Raw genomic sequence first — 19697 nt, 5'->3', positions numbered from 1 at the left:
CAGCCCGCTGAGGTAGCGTCCTCACGACTGCCGCACCGCGCCCGGGGGACCGATGACCGACCTGCCCGACCCGCCCGTATCGACCGACCTGCCCGTATCGACCGACCTCACGGGCTCCGCCGCCGCGGAGCGCCCCGTCGCCGCGGAGGTCCCGACCGCCGCCGAGGTGGTCGCGCTGCTGCGGCACGTGGCGGCGGCCTCCGGCGGGCTGGTGACCCTCGACCCCGGCATCGACGACGCGCGTCTGGACGCCTGGCCGGTCGTCGTGCCCGAGGAGATCCGGGTGCTGCTGCGGTCGGTCGGCGGCGTCCGGATGATCGTCTCCCGGTCGTCCGTGAACGGCCACGAGTCGATCGACCACGTGGACCTCGACCACACCTACAACCACGGGCACTACGCCGGCTTCAGCACCCGCTGGTACCAGGACCACGCGGGCGGCCCGGGCACCCACTGGTTCGTCTTCACCGACCACGGCGACGGCCACACCTACGTGGACGTCGACCGGGAGAGCGGCGCGTGGGGTCCGGTGTTCACGTTCTGGGACGCCACCGACACCGTCCGCGCCGCCCCCTCCCTGCCGGCCTGGCTCCACCACCTGGCCCGCTGCCTGGAGCAGGCCCTCGCCGAGACCCCGGCCGGCGACGTGCGGGCCTTCGGCCTGCGGCTGGGCGACCTCTGGCCCGACGGGGCGGACCGGCCCGCGGAACCGGACTCGATGACCGCGGCCGAGGCGCGGACGGGCGCCGACCCGGTCCTGAGGGCGGCGGCGGCCGAACTGCCCGACGGCGCCCGGCTCGTGGACCTCCGGTCGGTCGCCGGCCCCGTCCGCGTCGAGTTCGACCTGCCAGAGGTGAGCTGCCGCTACGGCCGCCACGCCGGCGGAGGCGTGCTCACGGCCACGCCCTGGGACGGCGAGTAGGTCCGCAGCGGACGCCATCGGGCCCGACTCCGCGTGGTCCGAGCCTCGGCAATCGTCCAGGTGTTCCCAAATGGCTTTCACCTGGCGGGACTTGGGGGCCACGCCCTAGGGTGGCCGGATGCACGCCTCGCCTGTGACGCCCTTCGGCCTGATCGTCGTCATCGTCGTCGTCCTGGTTGCCGTCACCGTGGCCCGAGCGGTCCTCGCGGGAAGGAAGCGGCGGCGCAGGCGCCTCGACGCTGCCGCCGCGGTGCCTCCCGTCCTCCCGGCCGCGGCCTACCCCCAGGCCCGGACGTACGTCCAGCCGCCGCAGGCCGACCGCGGTGCGGCCGGTGCCGCCGGTGCGGCCGTACCGGCGGCACCGGCCGCACCGTCTGCGCCGTTCGTGCCCTCGGCGCCCGCCCCCACGGTCGCGCACCAGCCGATGCACCAGGGCGAGCCACGGAAGATCGGCGGGTACCACCTGCTCGGCCGGATCGGCTCCGGTGGGATGGGCACCGTGTACCTGGCCCGGCGGGAGGGCGCGGCGACGCAGGTGGCGCTGAAGACCATCGACCCCGAACTGCTCGACAATCCCGAGCTCTTGCGCCGCTTCGAACGCGAGGCGGAGGTGCTGGGCATGGTCTCCGGCGCCTACACCGCCCGGGTCCTCGACGGCGGGGTGGACGGCGGACGGCCGTACCTGGTGATGGAACTGCTGGACGGCCGGCCCCTGGACGCGCATCTGCGCGAGCAGGGGCCGATCCGCTCCCCGGAGGCGCTGCGGGCCCTGGCGCTCGCGCTGGCCGTGGCCCTGTCCGGGGTGCACCGGCTCGGCCTGATCCATCGCGACCTCAAGCCGGCCAACATCATGCTGACCACCGCCGGGCCTCGCCTGCTCGACTTCGGCATCGCCGCACTGGTGGACGGCACCAGGCTCACCACGGCCGGCGCCGGGCCGGGCACCCTCACCTACATGGCGCCCGAGCAGTTCGGCGACGAGCGGGTCGGCACGGCGGCCGACGTCTGGGCCTGGGCCTGCTGCGTGGTCTGCGCCGCGCACGGTGCCAGCCCGTTCGCGGCGACCAGCACCGGCGCGGTGATCCGGCGGATCATCGACACCGGCCCGGAGCCCGCCGCACTCGCAGCCGTCCAGGGCCTGGACCCCGCGCTCGCTGCCGTCGTGGTGCGGGCGCTCACCGCCGACCCGGCGGGCCGCCCCGCCGACGGCGCGGCCCTGCTGGAACTGCTGACCGCCCACCCCGCCCCGGTCCCCGTACAGGACCAGATCACCCAGGGCTGGCGCACCCTCGCCCTCTGAACCGCCACGGTCCGGTACCGCCGAGCCGCCGGCACCACGACTCGGCTAGCGTGGCCGACGTGATCACCGCCGACTCCCTGCTCGCCCGCCTGCACGTGCTCGCCGACCGGGTGCCGTTCGACCTCGCGCTGCGCCCGGGCGCAGCGCCCGGGGCACCCGCGGGCTTACCGATGCCCCTGCCCGCCGCCGAGCGTGAACTGCTCGGCAAACTGGGCGGGTTCGCCGTTCCACCGGTCGAGTTCGTGCTGACCGGGCACCCGCGCCAGGGGAGCGGACAGGGCCTGCCGGAACGGCGGTGGGTGGTGTCGGACGACGGCGGTGGCGGGTTGACCTGGGTCGACGTCGCGGCCGACGGAGGGTGGGGCCAGGTGCTGATGCGGTACCGGGAGGGCGGGCTGTACGTCCAGGCCGGTTCGCTGGCCGAGTGGCTGGACCGACTGGTCACCACCGCCGAGGAGTTGGTGGACGACACCGGCTTCGACGAGGGTGTCCAGCCCTATGCCGACGACTTCTGGGACGCCCTGTACCCGGACGGTCCCGACCTGCCCCTGCCGGTTGCGGCGGCGCTCCGTGCCGCTGACGCGGACCCGGTGGTCGCCGAACTGGCCCACCGGGTCCCGGACGCCGCGCCGGTGGCCGATCTGCGCGGCGCCCCGCCGGGGAGCCGGGCCCGCTTCGACCGGGTCTGCGGCCCGTACCGCCTGGAACGTGCGGCCGGTGGGGCCGTGTTCGCCGCGGTGCCCCGGGAGGACTGATCGCGCGGGTGCGGCGGTTGGGGGGCGCACGACATCCTGGCGCACGCCCCGCCAAGCTCCCCAGTGCCCCATCATTCCCGGGATGAGGAACCGATTCTGCGTGGCGCTCGCGTGAACCGTCGTTCTGCGCGGGCACACTGACCCGAAGTCATCGGACGGATCGATCATCGGATCGCTTCACGGGCGAGGGGGACGGGCATGGACGACGAACTGAAGGCGATCGTCGACGCGGTTCGCGAGGTGGAGAAGCTGGCGCGGGAGTCGGTCCTGACCCCGGCGCGCGGCGGTCGTGCGCCGGTGCTGCGCGAGCAGGAGGCCACGGTCCTAGACGCGGCCGCCTCGCTGGTGGAGGTCGCCCGGGAGTTCGTCGACCTCTACTACCCGTACCGGATGACCACCGCCGACGCCCGCGGCACCGTCAACGACGTCCGGAAGGGGCTCGCCGCCCTGGCCGAGCGGCTCCGCGCGGCAGGCGAACGGCCCGGCGCCAGGGGGGCCTGAGAACCCCGGGTGGTGCCGGGCCGACGGGAGGGGGCCGGGCCGACGGGAGGGGGCCGGGCCGTGCGGCCCGACTCCTCAGGCCTTGGCCTGCTGCTGGATCCGCACCATGTTGCCCGAGGGGTCGCGGAACGCGCAGTCGCGCGGCCCCCAGGCCTGGTCGATGGGCTCCTGGAGGACCTCGGCGCCGGAAGCCCGGACCCGCTCGAAGGTCGCGTCGACGTCGTCGGTACTGAAGACGGTCATCGGCAGGACGCCCTTGGTCAGCAGCTCCTGGAGGGCGTCGCCGTCGGCCTGGGAGCGGCCGGCGTGCGGCTCGGAGAGCACGATGTCGAGGTCGGGCTGGTCCGAGCTGCCGAGGGTGACCCAGCGGTGCTCGCCGGAGGAGACGTCGTTGCGGACGTCGAGGCCGAGCGCGTCGCGGTAGAAGGCGAGCGAGTCGTCCAGGTCGTTGACGGTGATGTGGCAGTAGTGCAGTGCGATGGTCATGCCGCCAACGTTAGGTCGCGGCCATGGGGCCTGCTTCTCGAATCCTGCTCGGCTTGCCCGGCCGCTTCCGCACCGGCCGCGTGCGCACCTTGGCGACGCACGCGGGCATCGCCGAGACGGCCCGGTGCTCCCGGGCGCGGTAGGCGCTCGGCGGCTCGCCGACGAGCTCGGTGAAGCGCGAGCTGAACGACCCGAGTGAGGTACAGCCGACCGCCATGCACGCGTCGGTCACGCTCATGCCCCCGCGCAGCAGTGCCATCGCCCGCTCGATCCGGCGGGTCATGAGGTAGCCGTAGGGCGTCTCGCCGTAGGCCGCCCGGAACCTCCGCGAGAAGTGTGCGGGCGACATCAGTGCGTGGCGGGCCATCGTCGGCACGTCGAGCGGGCGTGCGTACTCCCGGTCGATCAAGTCCCGCGCGCGGCGCAGGTGCGCGAGGTCGGCGAGCTCCTCGGGGGTCATGGTTCGACGCTACCACCGGCCCCCGACACAGCCCCCACCTGCGGAAACGGGCGGCACGCGGGGGCGGTGGGGAGCGGGGCGGTCACGCGCAGTGCAGCACCACCCGGGCGCAGTGGGCGTCGATCCGGGCTCCGCGCCGGCGCAGGCGGGCCTCCTGGCTCCCGGCGCGGACGGCGGCCGTGGCGATGGCCGTCGGGACGGTGGCGGCCCGGACGGCGAAGGTCTGGCTGCCGGTGGCCCCGTCGGCGGTCGTGGTCGGCATGGTGACCAGCCAGAGCGGCAGCACCGGTGCGTAGAGGCCGGGGTCTGCGGTGGTACAGACGGGGTCGGCGGACGGCGCGTCCGGCGCGGGCGCGCCGGCGGCCGCGAAGACGCCGCCCGGTGAGGCGGCGACCAAGGACGCGGCGGCCGGGGATACGGCGGCCGAGGGGACGGCCGCAGGGGCCGTGTGCGCGTCGGTACGCGCGTAACAGGGGTCGAGTGCCATGGAGGCGGCTCCTGGTGCAACGGATCGGCCGGCCCGGTGGGGGGAACCGGGCCGTGCGGCCGGGCTGCCGGGGCCGCGGTCGCAGGCGCGCCAGTGGGGACGGCGGGCCTGCCCGGGCGCGGGCAGAGGCCTTGCTGGGTTCGGCCGTCGGAGGCGATCGGAGGGTCGCTCGTGCCGCTGCGGGCCGGTCCGGCCCGAGGGTGGCGGGCCTGCTCCGGCAGTCCCGGGCCGTGGCCAGGGGCGACCGAAGTCTCTGCAGGGCACGATAACCCGTTCCGTCCGCCTGAGCCCGCAAGCCGCCGCCGCGCGGACGATTCCGTGACCGCGCGCAGCAGGGATCTCACCCGGCGCGTTCGGCGGCGGCGTGGCACGGCGGCCGGCCGGCCCGGGCGTCGGCCCCGCGTCCGCGCCGCGTCCGCGCCGGAAACGGCGAGGCCCCCGCCCGGAAACCGGGCAGGGGCCGCGCCGCGCTCGCGGCTCAGCAGTGGACGCTGCGCTCGCAGTCGAGGTAGCGCTTGATCTGCGCCTCGATCGCATTGGCGCGGGCGTCCACCTTGTCGGCCTCACGGTAGAGGCCCACGTGGCGCAGCGTGGCGGCCTGCTGGCGCAGCTTGGCGACCTGCTGGCGCAGTTCCTGGATGTTCACCGTGACGGAGCCGGCGGCGGCCACGGCCTGGACGCCGGACTGGGTGGCGGCCGGGGCGGCCTGGGCCGGTGCGGCGGCGAGGAGCAGGCCCCCCGCGACCACGGTGGAGACGGCGAGTGCGGACATGCGTCGCAGCATGTTTCCCCCTTGTTCTCTTGCTGTTCCTTCGTGCGATGGTCATCCGTCGAACTGATGACCGGTCAGTAGTGTACGGGGTTGCGTCCGGTGATCGGACACCGCGCTCCGGATCACGGTCGCGGACATCCGCGCGACGGTGCCGAGCCCCGCGCCGAGCGCTGCACCTCGCCCCGCGCCGAGCCCCGCGCCGAGCCCCGCGCCGGGCGCCCGCGCTGGGCCGTACGCCGACCCCCGCCGACCCCGCCGAGCGGGGACCATCGGCGCACGTCGTCGGCGCGGACCTCTACGATGTCCGCCATGAACCCTGGGGGGCCGCAGCCGCGGCTGATCGACGGCCGCTTCGAACTGCTGGAACGCCTCGGCGGCGGCGGCATGGGCCTGGTCTGGCGCGCCCGCGACAACGCGCTGTACCGGGAGGTCGCGCTGAAGGAGGTGCGGCCGCCGGACCCGGCGATGGCCGCGGCCGACCCCGACGGCGCCAACGAGCTCCGCGAACGCGTGCTGCGCGAGGCCCGGGCGCTCGCCCGGCTCCAGCACCCCAACGTCGCCGTCATCCACCACATCGTCGACACGCCCGAGCACCCGCACCCCTGGCTGGTGATGGAGCTGGTCAGCGGCGGCAGCCTCGCCGACCGGATCGCCCGCGGCCCGCTCACGGTCCCCGAGGCGGCCCGGATCGGCCGTGGCGTGCTGGCCGCGCTGCGCGCCGCCCACGCCGCCGGCATCCAGCACCGCGACGTCAAGCCCGGCAACGTCCTGCTCCGCCCCGACGGCACCCCGGTCCTCACCGACTTCGGCATCGCCGCCATGCAGGACGCCACCGCCCTCACCGCGACCGGCGCCCTGATCGGCTCGCCCGAGTACATCGCCCCCGAACGCATCCGCGGCGAGGAGGGCAACCCGTCCTCCGACCTCTGGTCGCTCGGGATGATGCTCTACGTCGCCGTCGAGGGCCACCACCCGCTGCGCCGCGCCACCACCCTCGCGACCCTCGCGGCCGTCCTGGACGAGCCGCTGCCGCCGCCCAGCCGTTCCGGCGGGCTCGGCCCGGTCCTGGCCGCCGTGCTGGCCCGGGACCCCAAGCTGCGGCCGGACGCCGACCAGCTCGACCGGGCGCTCGCAGCCGCCGAGCAGGGCGCGGCCCCGGCCGCCCAGGCCGGGCCGGCCTGGGCGCCGACCTTCCTGGACACCCCGCGCCCGGGCGGCGCCGCACCCGGCGCCCCCGCCGTGCCCGCCGTGCCCGCCACGTCCGGCGTCTTCGGCCCGCCGCCCGGTGGCCTGCCGTCCGGGCCGTGGCCGGCCCAGGGCCCGACCGACCTGGCCGGCCCGGCCCACCCGGCCGGCTCGACCGGCCCGGTGCACCCGACCGGCTCGACGTACCCGATCGGTTCGGTCGGCACCGTCGACCCGATGGGCCCGACCCGCGCCACCGACCCCGGCGCCGCACCCCGCCCGGCGGGGCGCGGGCGTTCGGTCGCCGCGATCGCCCTCGGGGTCGCCACCGTGGCGGTGGCCGGCGTCCTCGTCTGGTCGCTGAATCTGGACGACGACGCCAAGGGCAAGGACGCCAAGGTCTCCGGCGGCCCGGCCGCGTCGAGCTCCGCACCCGGATCGGGCGGGACCGCCACTCCGGGCGGGTCGGCCGACACCGCCGCCCCCTCGGCCGGTCCGGCCACCGCGTCACCGGCCAAGTCGGCCGGGGGCGGGTCGGCAGGCGGAGCCAACACCCCGGCCCCGACGGACCTCCTCACCCCCGAGGGCGTCCGTGCGGTGGTCGCCGCGGTGACCGCCCAGGCCGGCAAGTCGACCGTCAAGGACCTCACCGTCTACCCGGGCTACGCGATGGCCCAGGTGCCGACCGCCGACCCCCGCGCCTACGAGTGGTACGACTACCGGGACGGCAAGGCCACCCGCCGCACCCCGGGCGGCCCGATGAGCGGGAGCAAGACCGCCGACCTCACGCAGTACGACTGGAGCGTCATCCCCGCCCTGCTGAAGAAGGCCGAGGAGACCCTCAACGTCCCCAACCCGACCAGCAGGTACCTGATCATCGGGCCGGACACGTCCGACGGCACACCGACCATCCGCGTCTACCTCTCCAGCGCCAACAGCGTCTCCGGCTACCTCTCGGCCGACGTCTCCGGCAAGGTCAAGCGGACCTACCCCGCCGGGTGACCGACTCCGGGCGGGGCGCCCGGCCCCGCCCGCACGTCGCCGTCCCGGGCCCGCCCCGCGGCGGCGACGACGACCGACACCCAAGGCCGAGCCCGACCCGCGCATCGGCGCCACGACAAAGGCAAGGAGATGCCGACCGTGACCGTCCTCCCCTTCGACGCTGTGGTGTGCGACATCGACGGCGTGCTCCGGCACTGGCCCACCACCGCCGAGGCCGGCCTCGACGCTACCCACGGACTCCCCGCCGGCGCGATCGAGGCGGCGGCCTTCGCGCCGGCCCGCCTGCAGCCCGCGATCACGGGGAAGACCACCGACGAGCAGTGGCGGGCCGCGGTGGCCGCGGACCTCGCCGGGGCGTGCGGATCGGCGCAGCGCGCCCGAGCCGCCGTCGCCGCCTGGTCCGACGTGGTGCCCCGGGTCGACCGGGAGGTGGTCGCCCTCCTCGGCCGGGCCCGCGAGGCGGTGACCGTCGCGCTGCTCTCCAACGCCACCACCCGGCTGGAGCGGGACCTCGCCCGCCAGGGGCTGGACACCGTCGCCGACGCCGTCGTGAACACCGCGCGGATCGGCGTCGCAAAGCCCGATCCGCGGATCTACCTGATCGCGGCCGAGCGGGTGGGCGCGGCCGTCCACCGCTGCCTGTTCGTCGACGACACCCCTGCCAACGTCGAGGCCGCCCGTACGGTGGGTATGACCGCCGTCCACTACCGCAGGCCCGCGGACCTCCACGACGCCCTGGCCCCGCTCCTCGCTCCGGGACCCGGCCGGCCCTGAGGGGCGGGGCGTGATTCAAAGGACACACCCTGACACCGCGGTGACGCCGTCTCAACCCCCGCTGCGGAGCGCCGGCCCGCGGTCGCCCGGGTCGGTGGACGCCAGCACCGCGCAGAGGGCGTCGAGCGCGGGTGGGTAACCGCGGTCGGAGGGCGCGGCGAAGCCGACCAGCAGGCCTTGCGGGCGGCCCGTCGGGTCGTGGTGGAGCTCGGTGAGCCCGCGCAGGGCGAGGCCGCGGCCGGTGCAGGCGGCCAGCAGCCGTTCCTCGCCGGGCCCGTCGGACGGGAGCGTGACCAGGGTGTGCAGGCCGGCCGGAACGCCGTGGGCGGTGTGGCCGGGCAGGGCGGTCACCCGGTCGAGGAGGAGTTCGCGGCGCCGCCGGTAGCGCAGGCGGGCGGCGCGGACGTGGCGGTCGTAGGCGTGCGTGGCGATCAGCTCGGCGAGGACGAGCTGGCCCAGCGTCTCGGTGTAGAGGTCGGCCTGCTGCTTGGCCGCCACCACCGCTCCCACCAGCCGGGGCGGGAGCACCAGCCAGGCGAGGCGCAGGGCCGGGCCGAGGGTCTTCGAGGCGGTGCCGCAGTAGGCGACGTGATCGGCGGCGTTGCCCTGGAGGGCGCCGACGGGCCGGCGGTCGTAGCGGAACTCCCCGTCGTAGTCGTCCTCGACGATCAGGCCGCCGGTGGAGTGCGCCCACGTGCAGACGGCCTGACGGCGGCGCGCGCCGAGCGGCACGCCGGTCGGGTACTGGTGGGCGGGGGTGAGGACCACGGCGTCCGTCCGCGGGGTGAGCGCGTCCGTACGCGCGCCGTCGGCGTCGAGGGGCAGAGGGAGGACGGTGAGACCGGCGCGGCGGACGACGTCCCGGTAGGTGTTGTGGCCCGGATCCTCCATGGCCGCCGTGCGGGCGCCGGCGGCGGCCAGTGCGGAGCAGAGCAGGCCCAGGCCCTGGTAGTAGCCGGAGGTGATCACGATGCGGTCCGGTGTGGTGATCACACCGCGGGTGCGGCCCAGGTAGTCGGCGAGTGCCGTGCGCAGCTCGATCCGGCCCTGGGGGTCGCCGGCCGCGAAGACGTCGGGGCGGGCGCGGGTGAGGACCCGTCGGGTGGCGGCGAGCCAGGTCCGGGTGGGGAAGGCGCTGACGTCCGGGTGCCCGGGGCGGAGGTCGTGCCGGGGCACCGCCGGTGCGGGGGCGGGGCGGGTAGCGGCCTCGACGGGCGGCTGCGGCGGTGCGGCCACCCTGGTGGCCGCGCCGGGCCGGGTGACCAGGTGGCCCTCCTCGGCCAGTTGGTCGTAGGCGGCGGTGACGGTGCCCCGGGAGAGCCCGAGCTCCCGGGCCAGTCCGCGGGTGGACGGCAGGAGCGCTCCGGGAGCCAGGCGCCCCTGCCGGATCGCCGTCCGCAGCGCCGACTCCAGCCCGGCGCGCCGCCCGTTCGCCGCATCGAGGGCGAGGTGCAGGTCGAGACGGGAGCTGGACCAGGAATTCGGCATGGAACTGGATCTTATGCGTGGTCCGGTGGCCTTCTACGGTCGCTCTGAGCGAGGAGCACTCCGAGCGCCGTCCGCTCCGAGCACAGACCCACAGACCCACAGACCGAGACGAAGGGACCTCCGCGGTGATCGTCATCGCCCACCTCAGCGACATCCACATCGACAGCGGGCAGCGCAGCCTGGACCGCACCCAGGCGGTCATGGACCACCTCGAAGCCCTCCCCTACGACCTGGACGCCGTCCTGGTCACCGGGGACATCGCCGACCACGGCCTGCCCGCCGAGTACGAGCGGGCGCGTGCGGTGCTGACCTCCCGCCACCCGGTGCTGGTCGGCCCCGGCAACCACGACGAGCGCGCCGCCTTCCGCGGGCACCTGCTCGGCGAGCGCGAACCCGCGGAACCCGCGGCGCCGATCAACCGGGTGCACCGCGGGGACGGCTTCGTCCTCGCCCTGTGCGACTCCTCGGTACCCGGCAAGGACGAGGGCCACCTCGCGGACGAGACGCTGGCCTGGCTGGAGGAGACCCTCGCCGAGACCCCCGGCGACGTGCCGGCGCTCGTCGCCTTCCACCACCCGCCGGCCCTGCTGCACCAGCCCTTCATCGACGGCCTCCGCCAGTTCGGGGCGGAGCGGCTCGCGGCGCTCGCGGACCGCCACCCCCGCATCACGGCCTTCCTGTGCGGACACGCCCACACCCCGGCGGCGACCACCTTCGCCGGTCGGCCGCTGCTGGTGGCGCCGGGGGTGGTCTCCACCCTCCGGCTGCCGTGGGAGCACCGGGCCCACCCGGAGGACCACGTCCACCTCGACCAGCCGCCCGCACTCGCCTTCCACGTCCTCGACGACGAGGGCCGGCTGACCACCCACTACCGCTGCGTCGTCCCGGACGGCCCGTCCTACGGCTGACGGCGGGCCGGCTCGCCGGCCCGCCGTGCCGCACTCGCGCCCGGAAGCCAGGTGTCCGGAGGCCCGGAAGCCCGGTGTCCGGGGCGGCCGCCCCCGGACACCGGGCCGTGCGCTCAGACGCCGGCCGGCACCCGGACCACCGCGGCCTCGCCGAGCCGGTTGTGCCGCTCCTCCCAGGACTCCAGCGCGCTCCGGCAGGCGTGGTCGAGGTGGCGGAGCCCGGTCAGGTCGAGGTGGACGATCCGGTCGGTCGGCAGCCGCTCCAGGGCGTCCAGGAGCCGGGGCAGCCGCAGGAAGGTGGCGTTGCCGGCCAGGGTGACCGCGACCGTCCCGTCGGACCGCTCGTCGACGCCGACGTGCAGGTGCGAGGTGTCCCAGGCGCTCTTCAGCACGGAGAGCAGCAGGCCGAGCAGCACCCCTTCGAAGAGGTTGGTCGCCACGACGGCGACCGCCGTGACCGCGAGGATCAAGGCCTCCCCGCGGTGGGTCCGCCACAGCACCACGAGGGCCTTGACCGGCACCAGCTTGGCGCCCGCGTGCACCAGCACCCCGGCCAGCGCGGCTAGCGGGATGACCGAGAGCGCTGCCGGGAGGAACGCGGCGAACAGCAGCAGCCAGAGGCCGTGCAGCACGCGCGAGGCCTTGGTCCGGGCCCCGGCCTGGACGTTGGCCGCGCTGCGGACGATGACGGCGGTCATCGGCAGCGCGCCCAGGACCCCGCAGACCGTGTTGCCGACACCCTGGGCGACCAGCTCCTTGTCGTAGTGCGTGCGCGGGCCGTCGTGCAGCCGGTCCACGGCCGCGGCGCTGAACAGGCTCTCGGCCGAGGCGATCAGGGCGAAGGCGACGATCGTCCCCAGCACGCCGAGGCTGCCGAGCGCCGCGAGTTCGGAGCCGCCGGGGAGGTCGATCACCCCGGCCAGGCCGGCGACCTCGACCTTGGCGACCGACAGGCCGAAGAGCGCGGTGGCGGCGGTCGCCGCGGCGACCGCCGCCAGCGGCGCCGGCACCAGCCGCACGCGCGCGGGCAGCCGGGGCCAGAGCACCAGGACGGCCACGGTGCCGGTGCCGATCGCGGCGGCGGTGAGCCCCTGCGGCGAGGCCGCGGTGTCGACGAGCAGGCGCGGCAGGCCGGCGAGCTTGCCCAGGCCGTCCTTGGGCGCCTTGGCGTCGGCCATCGCGTAGAGCTGACCGGCGATCAGGACCAGGCCGATCCCGGCCAGCATGCCCTGGACGACCGAGACGGAGATGGCGCGGAACAGACGGCCCAGCCGCAGGGCGCCCATCGCGATCTGGAGCAGCCCGGCGGCGGCGGTGATGACGCCGAGGGCGGCCAGGCCGTGTTCCTGGACGGCGGCGAACACCAGGACGGTGAGCCCGGCGGCCGGCCCGGAGACCTGGAGGCTGCTGCCCGGCAGGAGGCCGGTGAGCAGTCCGCCCACGATCCCGGTGACCAGGCCGAGTTCGGCGGGAACGCCGGAGGCGACGGCCACGCCGACGCAGAGCGGCAGCGCGACCAGGAAGACGACGAGGGAGGCGGCGAGGTCGGTCCTCAGGGCGGAGAGCCCCGCCGGGGCGGAGCGGCCCGGCGGGCCGGGGGAGCGGTCGGCGGTGGGCCGGAGGGCAGGACGGTGAAGCATCGGGTCCTCGGTCGGGTGACGGTGCGGGCGGGCGGACGGCGGGAGCCGGCCCGGAGCGGGGAGGGCCCCGTTCGGAGCGGCAGGAGGCTGCCCGCTCAGAGCGGGAGGAAGAGGCCGGAGTCGGCCCGGTGCGCCAGCACCAGCCCGGTGTGGATCTCGTAGAACCAGCCGTGGAGTCTGACCCGCCCGTCGATCAGCAGACGGGCGATGCCCGGGTAGCCGCGCAGCCGTTCCAACTGCGCCAGCACGTGGCGCTGCACCGGCCCGGCAACGGTCGGGTCGAAGACGTCGGTCTCGTCGGTGCGGAGCTCACCGGGGTCCGCGTTGCTCAGCCAGGCGCGGACGGCGGGCGCGGCGCTGAGGTCGTCGCCACGGACCACGGCCCCGACGGCCCCGCAGTGCGAGTGGCCGCAGACGACGATGTCGCGCACCCCGAGGACGTCGACGGCGTACTCGATCGTGGCGGTCTCGCCGGAGGCGGTGTCCGCGCGGTACGCCGGGACGATGTTGCCGGCGGTGCGCAGCTCGAAGAGGTCGCCCGGGTCGGCCCCGGTGATCAGGCTGGGCACCACCCGGGAGTCCGAGCAGGTGATGAAGAGCGCCTGCGGCGACTGGCCGGCGGCGAGGCCGGTGAGCTCGCGTCCGGCGAGGCCGGCGCGCTGCGGGAAGGCGCGGGCGCGGTCGATCAACGGTTCCATGAGGGCGTGCCTCCTTCTGCCCCCTCGCCGTGGTCGGCCGGGGCGGGCGGTCGGGTTGGGCAGGGGACCGTCAGAACAGGCCGTCGGTCCGGGGCGTCGGCCGCGGCGGTCGGGCACGGCGGATCCGCGCGCCGCCTGACCGTCGGTGACCCCCCGGTGACCTGATGCTGCGTCAAGAGTCAGTAAAACACGGGTATGGGGCAGGCAAAAGCCGAGCCTGGGAGGAATCTGTGCCGGTCCGGTTAACATCCTGTTACCGCATCGTGCTGGTGTGTTGCGGCGGGATGCCCGTTCGACCCGGGCGGGGTGCACCTCGACGTGCGGGTCGCCACCGGACTCGTGGGTGCGGAGCGCCTGGCCGTGCTGGAGGCCGAACGTGCACGTCTGGTCGCGCTCGGCGCGGTGCGCGAGCGGCTCTTGCCCGCAGACGGCGAGAACGAGTCGTGCATCGTGATGCAGGACGTCGAGGGCAACGAGTTCCGTCTCGACTGAACGCCGCCCGGGCCGGACGGGCCTCCTCGACCGGGCGCCCGCCGAGGGGGCCGCGGGGCCCGGGCCGGCGGACTTGCCGGCGGAAAGGGGCCCGGCCGCGCTCGGGGGTTCGCGGCCGGGCCACCTGCTCCCAGCATGCGGTCGGCCGGCCGACCGGTCCACCGGATCGCGGCCGTCGGGGGACGCGGCGGCCCCGGGCGGGGCGAAACTGGGTCGCCGCCCGGGGCCGGGGTCGGGGTGCCGCTGGGAGGCGGGTCGGATCAGGCCTTCAGCAGGCGGCCCGAGACGGCCAGCGTGACGCGGCGCGGCGTCAGGCTGCTGGCGATCGTGGAGATCCGGTTGCCGAGGCCCGCGACGACGCTCGGCGGGGTCTTGCCGCGCTCCAGGGCGCGCCGGGTGGCCGTGACGACCTGCTCGGCGGTGGCCATCCGGCCCACGGCGGCGTTCATGCTGCCCGCGACGTCGAAGAACTCGGTCCGGGTCGCCCCGGGCGAGACGGCGAGGACGCGCAGCGCCGAGGCGCGCGTCTCGTAGGCGACGGCCTCGGTGAAACTGAGGACGAAGGCCTTGCTCGCCCCGTAGACCGCCATCGCCGGGGTCGGCTGGTAGGCGGCGGCGCTGGCCACGGTGACCAGGGCGCCCCGGCCGTCGGCCGCCATGTCCGGGAGGAAGGCGCGGGTCAGCTCGGCGACGGCCGTGATGTTGAGCTGGATCATCTGGTTGATCTGCGCCGGGTCCTGCTCGGCGAACGGGCCGTAGCTGCCGAAACCGGCGTTGTTGATCAGCGTGTGGACGGCGATGCCGCGGGCGTCGAGCTCCGCGCGCAGCCCGGTGCCCGCGCCGGGTAGGGCGAGGTCGGCGGCGACGGCGGTGGCGCGGACGCCGTAGCGGTTCCCCAACTGCTCGGCCAGCTCCTCCAGTCGGTCGAGCCGCCGGGCGACCAGTACCACGTCGGCGCCCCGCTCGGCCCACTGGCGGGCGAACTCGACGCCGAGGCCGGCGCTGGCGCCGGTGATCAGGGCCACAGTGCCCCGGTAGGTCATAGGCATGATCGGCTGCTCCACTTCCACGAGACTGGTTCCACGGGACTGCGCGCAGGTGCAGGTCGGGCGGGCCGCTTCGGGCGGGTCGGCCGCGGGCTGCTCCGCCATCAATGTAGGCAGTGCCATCATTGTAGTCAACGACAACATTGGGAAGGGGAGACCGCCTTGGCCGAGGGGTCCTACCATCACGGCAATCTCCGGACCGCCCTGCTGGAGCGCGCGGAGGCCGTCCTCGCCGAGTCGGGCGCCGACGGACTGTCCCTGCGGAGCCTGGCCCGCGACCTCGGCGTGAGCCACGCGGCCCCGTCGCGCCACTTCCGGGACCGCCGGGCCCTGCTGGACGCGCTCGCCGTCAGCGGCTTCGCCACCCTCAACGGAGCCATGCGCGCCGCCGCCGAGGCCCCCGACCGCCCGGTCACCGCCCGCCTGGCCGAGGTCGGCCGCGCGTACCTCGGCTTCGCGGTCCGGCACGCGGCCCTGCTCGACCTGATGTTCACCGCCAAGCACGCCGAGGACTCCAGCAACGAGCTGTGCGAACTCGGCCACGACTGCCTGGAGATCGTCGCCCGGCTGATCGCTGAGGCGCAGCGGGCCGGAGCCGTCCGCGACGGTGACCCCGTCCGCCTGGCCCTGGTCGCCTTCTCGGCCACCCACGGCCTCGCCATGCTGGCCGTCGGGTCGCTCCTCGACGACACCCCGCTCGCCGACGCCACGGACCTCACCCTGGACGTCCTCCTGGCCGGCCTGCGCCCAGACCCCGCCGGCTCGCCCTGACCCGTCTGACCCGTCTGGGCCGTGCCGTCCGGACCGGCGGCGGGCCAGGGCGGTGGCGCCGTCGTCAGCGGGCGAACTTCTCCATGGCCGCCGGCGTGACAGGGGTGAAGAAGTTGACGAGGTTGCCGTCGGGGTCGCGGAGCAGGAGCGACCGGTTGCCCCAGGGCATCGTGGTGGGCTCGGTCACGAAGTCGGCGACCACATCGGCCAGGTTCCGGTACACGAGGTCCACGTCGGCGACGAGGAATTCGATGATCACGGAGTTGTTGTCGGCCGGACGGGCGGAGCCGGGCGCGAACAGTGCCACGGTGCGGGTGCTGCCGATCGCGAGGGTCGCGCCGGCGGTCCGCAGTTCGGCGAAGTCCTCGGTGGACCAGTCCGCCCGCACACCGGTGGCCCGCTCGTAGAAGTCGACGAGGCGCGCGATGTCGCCGGTGATGATCCGGGTCGAAACGAAGTCCATGGTGCTCTCCTCGGGTTGGTGAAGCCGTTGCACCTCGGACGCTAGAGCAGATAGTGGACAGAATCGGTCCGGTATCACCGCTAGTCTCGTGGACATGGCTCGACCTACCGGGCGTGTGCTCACCCTCCTGGAACTCCTGCAGTCGGGCGGTATCAGAACCGTGGCCGAACTCGCCGACCGGCTCGGCGTCGACGGGCGCACCGTGCGGCGGTACGTGGACCACCTGGTCGACCTCGACATCCCCGTCGAGGCGGTCCGCGGCCGCTACGGCGGGTACCGGCTCGCTCCCGGGTACCGTCTGCCTCCGCTCATGCTCAACGACGACGAGGCGCTCGCCGTGCTGCTCGGCCTCGTCGCCGGCCGCAGGACGGGGTTGCTGACGGCGACCGAGACCGCCGGCGAGACGGCAGCGGCCAAGATCCGCCGGGCCCTGCCCGAGCGTCTGGCCCGCCGGCTCGACGCCGTCATGGAATCCCTCGCCTTCACGGCTCCGCCCGGCGAGTCGGCCACCCCGGAGACGGGGGTCCTGCTCGCCGTCGCGGATGCGGTGCGCCACCGCCGCCCGATCTCCCTCAGGTACACCACCCGGGACGGCCGACGGAGCGAACGCACGCTGCACCCGTACGGGATCGTCACCCATGCGGGCCGGTGGTACGTCACGGGCGCGGATCCCGGGATCGGCCAGGACCGGACCTTCCGGCTCGATCGCATCGCGGACGCGAGGGCCCTGCCGGGCTCGTTCGAGCCGCCCGCCGGACTCGATCCGGCCCAGCGCGTCCTGTCGGGGCTCGCCAAGGCCGCGTACCGGTACGAAGTGACCCTGCGGATCCACGGGACGGTCGAACAGATCCGCGCCCGGCTGCCCGCCAGCGTCGCGAGCGTGGAGGATCCCGCGACCGCGGAAGGCGATCCGCACACCGAGCGTTGGCTCCACGTCGAACTGCGCGCGGAGCGGCTCGACTGGTTGCCTCCCGTCCTCGCCTCGCTCGACCGCCCGCTCGTCATCGAGCGACCGGACGAACTCCGGGACCTCGTCAGCGCGCTCGCCGACCGGCTCGCCGCCTGTGCCCGCCGAACCTGACTCCGTCGTCCGCGCCGGGTGGGGGTTGCCTGCGGGGGAGTGCGGGTCGACGCTGGAGGGGTGGGACGGCCCGCGCGGCGCAGCCCGGCGGGCCGGGCAGGAGACCTGACGGGAGTCGTGGCCGGTGAGTGGGCGGCAGCAGCAACCCAGTGGCCACCGGGCCGTGGCGCACACCGCGGACCTGCGCGTCGAGGCGTGGTCGCCGACGGCCGAGGGGTGTATCCGGGAGGTGGTGCGCGGCGCGGTCGAGGCCTTCGCCGACACCTCCGCGGCCCGGGCGACCGGGGACTACGCGTGCACCTTCACCGCCGAGACCGACGAGGACCTGGTGGTGTCCGTCCTGGAGGAGGTCGTCTACCGGATGGACGTGGCCGGGGAGATCCCGCTCGACACGGAGCCGGGGCCGATCCGGGACGCCGGCGGCGGCCGGTCACTGGCCGTGCGGTTCCGGATGGCGGACGCCGGCACCGCCGAGCCGGTCGGCGCGGTGCCCAAGGCCGTGTCGCTGCACGACCTCCACCTGCGCGCGGGCCCGGGCGGCTGGACCTGCCGGGTGACGCTCGACGTCTGAGCCCACGGCGAGCAGCCCGGAGGCGAGCAGCCCGGAGGCGAGCAGGCCGGAGCCGAGCAGCCCGGAGGCGAGCAGCCCGGAGCCGAGCAGCTCGGAGGCGAACGGGCCCGAAACGAGCGGCCCCGAGCGAAGCAATCGGAAGCGGATCGGGAGGATGGCACTCACCCTGGCCCTGGCCGGCGACACGATGCTCGGACGCTCCGTCGCGGTCGAGCTGCGCCGCTCGCCGTCGCCGAAGACCCTGCTGGCCCCCGAGGTGCGGGAGGCACTGGCCCGCGCCGACCTCGTCCTGCTCAACCTGGAGTGCTGCGTCTCCGCCCGCGGGGCGCGCCGGCCGAGCCCGTTCAAGGCCTTCTTCTTCCGCGCCCCGCCCGCGGCGGCCGACGTCCTGGCCGAGCTCGGGGTGGACTGCGTGACCCTGGCCAACAACCACGCCCTGGACTACGGCTACGACGCGCTCGCCGACACCCGCGCCCTGCTGGAGCGGGCCGGCGTGCACACGGTCGGGGCTGGCCGGGACGCCGCGGCGGCCCGGGAGCCCACCGTGCTGGAGGCCGGCGGGGTGCGGCTGGCGGTGGTCGCCGTCACGGACCACCCGAAGGACTACGCGGCCGACGAGGACCGCCCCGGCGTGGCCTTCGCCGACCTCCGGCGACACGTCCCGGACTGGCTCACCGCCCGGGTCGACGGCGCCGCCCGGAAGGCCGACGCCGTGCTGGTCACCGTCCACTGGGGCCCGAACATGACCACCCGGCCGCCCGCCCACGTGCGCCGGGCGGCCCCGCAACTGCTGGCCGCGGGGGCGACGCTGATCGCCGGCCACTCCGCGCACGTCTTCCACGGGGTCGCCGACCGGGTGCTCTACGACCTGGGCGACTTCGTCGACGACTACGCCGTCGACCCGGTGCTGCGCAACGACCTCGGCCTGCTGTTCCTGGTGACCCTGGACGGGCCGGACCCCGGGCACCTCGCACCGGTCGGGCTGGAGGCGGTGCCGCTGTTCCTGGACTTCTGCCACACCCGGCTCGCCCGCGGCGGGGAGCGGGAGTGGATCCGCGAGCGGTTCACCGCCGCCTGCGCCGAGTTCGGTACGGAGGTGGGCGAGCGGGCCGGGCGGCTCACGGTCGACGGACCTGACGGACCTGACGGACCTGACGGACCTGACGGACCTGACGGACCTGACGGACCTGACGGACCTGACGGAGCTGACGGACCTGACGGAGCTGATGAACGTGGCGAGGACGACAGAGGTGAGGAAGATGGAGATCGCGCTGGTCCAGGAGAGTCCCTACCGCTTCCGCATCGAGCGGCGGGAGCAGATGCACGTGCCCGGCGTGGTGTTCGCGTCCCGGGAGCTGCTGCCGCAGGCCGCGGGCGACAAGGCGCTGGAGCAGGTGGCCAACGTGGCGACCCTGCCCGGCATCGTCCGGGCCTCCTTCGCCATGCCGGACGTCCACTGGGGCTACGGCTTCCCGATCGGCGGCGTGGCCGCCACGGACGCGGACGACGGCGGGGTGGTCTCACCCGGCGGCGTGGGCTTCGACATCTCCTGCGGCGTGCGGCTGCTCGCCGCGGGCATCGACCGCGCGGAGCTCGGCCACGACCGGCTCCGGCGCCTGATGGACATCCTCGACCGCACCACCCCACGCGGGATGGGCGGTGGCGGACTGTGGAAGCTCTCGGGCACCGAGGAGCTGGACGACCTGCTGATCGGCGGCGCCCGGTACGCGGTCGAGCACGGCCACGGCGTGCCGCGCGACCTCGACCGCTGCGAGGACCACGGCGTCCTGGTGGGAGCCGCCCCGGGACAGGTCAGCAGCCGGGCCGTGGAACGCGGCCTCCACCAGGTCGGCAGCCTGGGCAGCGGAAACCACTTCCTTTGAGGTCCAGGCCGTCGA

Annotated in this window: 20 protein-coding genes and 2 pseudogenes; 13 read left to right on the top strand and 9 right to left on the bottom strand. The window is 75.3% G+C overall.

The features are described 5' to 3' along the window. Positions 1-52: 52 nt before the first annotated feature. The 4 genes from RMN57_RS03090 to RMN57_RS03075 all read left to right on the top strand — a co-directional run bounded on the left by RMN57_RS03090 (position 53) and on the right by RMN57_RS03075 (position 3475). Complete coding sequence (locus tag RMN57_RS03090; protein WP_313761792.1) at positions 53-919, top strand: hypothetical protein; 867 nt, start codon at positions 53-55, stop codon at positions 917-919. 118 nt (positions 920-1037) lie between these two features. Then, entirely contained in the window at positions 1038-2219 is a 1182-nt protein-coding gene (locus RMN57_RS03085) for a serine/threonine-protein kinase (protein ID WP_313761791.1), read from the top strand. Positions 2220-2278: 59 nt separating this feature from the next. After that, positions 2279-2974: an SMI1/KNR4 family protein gene (locus tag RMN57_RS03080; protein WP_313761790.1), complete on the top strand. Its 696-nt coding sequence runs from the start codon at positions 2279-2281 to the stop codon at positions 2972-2974. Positions 2975-3172: 198 nt separating this feature from the next. Beyond that, entirely contained in the window at positions 3173-3475 is a 303-nt protein-coding gene (locus RMN57_RS03075; RefSeq protein ID WP_313761789.1) for a hypothetical protein, read from the top strand. Positions 3476-3550: 75 nt separating this feature from the next. On the opposite strand, the gene RMN57_RS03070 is transcribed toward RMN57_RS03075, so the two are convergent. The 4 genes from RMN57_RS03070 to RMN57_RS03055 form a co-directional block, all read right to left on the bottom strand. Further along, entirely contained in the window at positions 3551-3961 is a 411-nt protein-coding gene (locus RMN57_RS03070; RefSeq protein ID WP_313761788.1) for a VOC family protein, read from the bottom strand. Positions 3962-3971: 10 nt separating this feature from the next. Beyond that, positions 3972-4421: a helix-turn-helix transcriptional regulator gene (locus RMN57_RS03065; protein ID WP_313761787.1), complete on the bottom strand. Its 450-nt coding sequence runs from the start codon at positions 4419-4421 to the stop codon at positions 3972-3974. 82 nt (positions 4422-4503) lie between these two features. Beyond that, positions 4504-4908, bottom strand: a complete 405-nt coding sequence (locus tag RMN57_RS03060) for a hypothetical protein (RefSeq protein ID WP_313761786.1) — start codon at positions 4906-4908, stop codon at positions 4504-4506. Between the two features lie 478 nt (positions 4909-5386). Then, a complete protein-coding gene (locus RMN57_RS03055; RefSeq protein WP_313761785.1) occupies positions 5387-5680 on the bottom strand; it encodes a hypothetical protein in 294 nt (97 codons plus the stop codon). Between the two features lie 309 nt (positions 5681-5989). Here RMN57_RS03055 and RMN57_RS03050 point away from each other — a divergent pair, with 309 nt between their 5' ends. Together RMN57_RS03050 and RMN57_RS03045 are read left to right on the top strand one after the other, a co-directional pair. After that, positions 5990-7867: a protein kinase domain-containing protein gene (locus tag RMN57_RS03050; protein WP_313761784.1), complete on the top strand. Its 1878-nt coding sequence runs from the start codon at positions 5990-5992 to the stop codon at positions 7865-7867. Between the two features lie 138 nt (positions 7868-8005). Further along, complete coding sequence (locus RMN57_RS03045; protein ID WP_313761783.1) at positions 8006-8641, top strand: HAD-IA family hydrolase; 636 nt, start codon at positions 8006-8008, stop codon at positions 8639-8641. A 51-nt stretch (positions 8642-8692) separates the two neighbouring features. Here the strand turns inward: RMN57_RS03045 and RMN57_RS03040 are convergent, their stop codons facing one another. Beyond that, a complete protein-coding gene (locus tag RMN57_RS03040; RefSeq protein WP_313761782.1) occupies positions 8693-10129 on the bottom strand; it encodes a PLP-dependent aminotransferase family protein in 1437 nt (478 codons plus the stop codon). 125 nt (positions 10130-10254) lie between these two features. Between RMN57_RS03040 and RMN57_RS03035 the strand changes: the two genes are divergently transcribed. Beyond that, positions 10255-11037, top strand: coding sequence for a metallophosphoesterase (locus tag RMN57_RS03035; RefSeq protein WP_313761781.1), 783 nt, complete (start codon positions 10255-10257; stop codon positions 11035-11037). A 113-nt stretch (positions 11038-11150) separates the two neighbouring features. On the opposite strand, the gene RMN57_RS03030 is transcribed toward RMN57_RS03035, so the two are convergent. Then, a complete protein-coding gene (locus RMN57_RS03030; protein WP_313761780.1) occupies positions 11151-12677 on the bottom strand; it encodes a SulP family inorganic anion transporter in 1527 nt (508 codons plus the stop codon). 95 nt (positions 12678-12772) lie between these two features. Beyond that, positions 12773-13375 (bottom strand): carbonic anhydrase, encoded by a 603-nt coding sequence (locus RMN57_RS03025; RefSeq protein ID WP_313761779.1) that lies wholly within the window; start codon positions 13373-13375, stop codon positions 12773-12775. Positions 13376-13681: 306 nt separating this feature from the next. Here RMN57_RS03025 and RMN57_RS03020 point away from each other — a divergent pair. After that, positions 13682-13867, top strand: a pseudogene (locus tag RMN57_RS03020) (VOC family protein); the annotation flags it as partial. A gap of 260 nt (positions 13868-14127) precedes the next feature. Here the strand turns inward: RMN57_RS03020 and RMN57_RS03015 are convergent. After that, on the bottom strand, positions 14128-14916 hold the full coding sequence (locus tag RMN57_RS03015) for an SDR family oxidoreductase (protein ID WP_313761778.1): 789 nt from the start codon (positions 14914-14916) through the stop codon (positions 14128-14130). 159 nt (positions 14917-15075) lie between these two features. Between RMN57_RS03015 and RMN57_RS03010 the strand changes: the two genes are divergently transcribed. Then, positions 15076-15684 carry a TetR/AcrR family transcriptional regulator gene (locus RMN57_RS03010; RefSeq protein ID WP_313761777.1) on the top strand — a complete coding sequence of 203 codons (609 nt, stop codon included), beginning with the start codon at positions 15076-15078 and terminating at the stop codon, positions 15682-15684. Positions 15685-15748: 64 nt separating this feature from the next. On the opposite strand, the gene RMN57_RS03005 is transcribed toward RMN57_RS03010, so the two are convergent. Further along, complete coding sequence (locus RMN57_RS03005) at positions 15749-16147, bottom strand: VOC family protein (RefSeq protein ID WP_313761776.1); 399 nt, start codon at positions 16145-16147, stop codon at positions 15749-15751. A 94-nt stretch (positions 16148-16241) separates the two neighbouring features. Between RMN57_RS03005 and RMN57_RS03000 the strand changes: the two genes are divergently transcribed. The 4 genes and pseudogenes from RMN57_RS03000 (at position 16242) to RMN57_RS02985 (ending at position 19682) form a co-directional block, all read left to right on the top strand. After that, entirely contained in the window at positions 16242-17228 is a 987-nt protein-coding gene (locus RMN57_RS03000) for a YafY family protein (protein WP_313761775.1), read from the top strand. A gap of 163 nt (positions 17229-17391) precedes the next feature. Further along, the gene (locus RMN57_RS02995; protein ID WP_313761774.1) at positions 17392-17799 is read left to right on the top strand and encodes an archease; all 408 of its coding nucleotides are present in this window, start codon (positions 17392-17394) and stop codon (positions 17797-17799) included. 154 nt (positions 17800-17953) lie between these two features. Next, positions 17954-18679: pseudogene (locus tag RMN57_RS02990) on the top strand (CapA family protein); the annotation flags it as partial. A 379-nt stretch (positions 18680-19058) separates the two neighbouring features. Further along, complete coding sequence (locus tag RMN57_RS02985) at positions 19059-19682, top strand: RtcB family protein (RefSeq protein WP_313767698.1); 624 nt, start codon at positions 19059-19061, stop codon at positions 19680-19682. Positions 19683-19697: the final 15 nt, after the last annotated feature.

Origin of the sequence: Kitasatospora sp. CM 4170 (assembly GCF_032110285.1) — a bacterium.
Taxonomy (GTDB): Bacteria; Actinomycetota; Actinomycetes; order Streptomycetales; family Streptomycetaceae; genus Kitasatospora; species Kitasatospora aburaviensis.
The sequence above is the reverse complement of the archived record's forward strand: the minus strand, read 5'-3'. Positions and strand labels throughout refer to the sequence as shown.

Coding starts and splice junctions, on each gene's coding strand:
- RMN57_RS03025 (WP_313761779.1), bottom strand. CDS start 13,375: ATGGAACCGTTGATCGACCGCGCCCGCGCCTTCCCGCAGCGCGCCGGC.
- RMN57_RS03030 (WP_313761780.1), bottom strand. CDS start 12,677: ATGCTTCACCGTCCTGCCCTCCGGCCCACCGCCGACCGCTCCCCCGGC.
- RMN57_RS03040 (WP_313761782.1), bottom strand. CDS start 10,129: ATGCCGAATTCCTGGTCCAGCTCCCGTCTCGACCTGCACCTCGCCCTC.
- RMN57_RS03055 (WP_313761785.1), bottom strand. CDS start 5,680: ATGTCCGCACTCGCCGTCTCCACCGTGGTCGCGGGGGGCCTGCTCCTC.
- RMN57_RS03075 (WP_313761789.1), top strand. CDS start 3,173: ATGGACGACGAACTGAAGGCGATCGTCGACGCGGTTCGCGAGGTGGAG.
- RMN57_RS03050 (WP_313761784.1), top strand. CDS start 5,990: ATGAACCCTGGGGGGCCGCAGCCGCGGCTGATCGACGGCCGCTTCGAA.
- RMN57_RS03070 (WP_313761788.1), bottom strand. CDS start 3,961: ATGACCATCGCACTGCACTACTGCCACATCACCGTCAACGACCTGGAC.
- RMN57_RS03065 (WP_313761787.1), bottom strand. CDS start 4,421: ATGACCCCCGAGGAGCTCGCCGACCTCGCGCACCTGCGCCGCGCGCGG.
- RMN57_RS03090 (WP_313761792.1), top strand. CDS start 53: ATGACCGACCTGCCCGACCCGCCCGTATCGACCGACCTGCCCGTATCG.
- RMN57_RS03015 (WP_313761778.1), bottom strand. CDS start 14,916: ATGCCTATGACCTACCGGGGCACTGTGGCCCTGATCACCGGCGCCAGC.
- RMN57_RS03005 (WP_313761776.1), bottom strand. CDS start 16,147: ATGGACTTCGTTTCGACCCGGATCATCACCGGCGACATCGCGCGCCTC.
- RMN57_RS03000 (WP_313761775.1), top strand. CDS start 16,242: ATGGCTCGACCTACCGGGCGTGTGCTCACCCTCCTGGAACTCCTGCAG.
- RMN57_RS03060 (WP_313761786.1), bottom strand. CDS start 4,908: ATGGCACTCGACCCCTGTTACGCGCGTACCGACGCGCACACGGCCCCT.
- RMN57_RS03085 (WP_313761791.1), top strand. CDS start 1,038: ATGCACGCCTCGCCTGTGACGCCCTTCGGCCTGATCGTCGTCATCGTC.
- RMN57_RS02985 (WP_313767698.1), top strand. CDS start 19,059: ATGGAGATCGCGCTGGTCCAGGAGAGTCCCTACCGCTTCCGCATCGAG.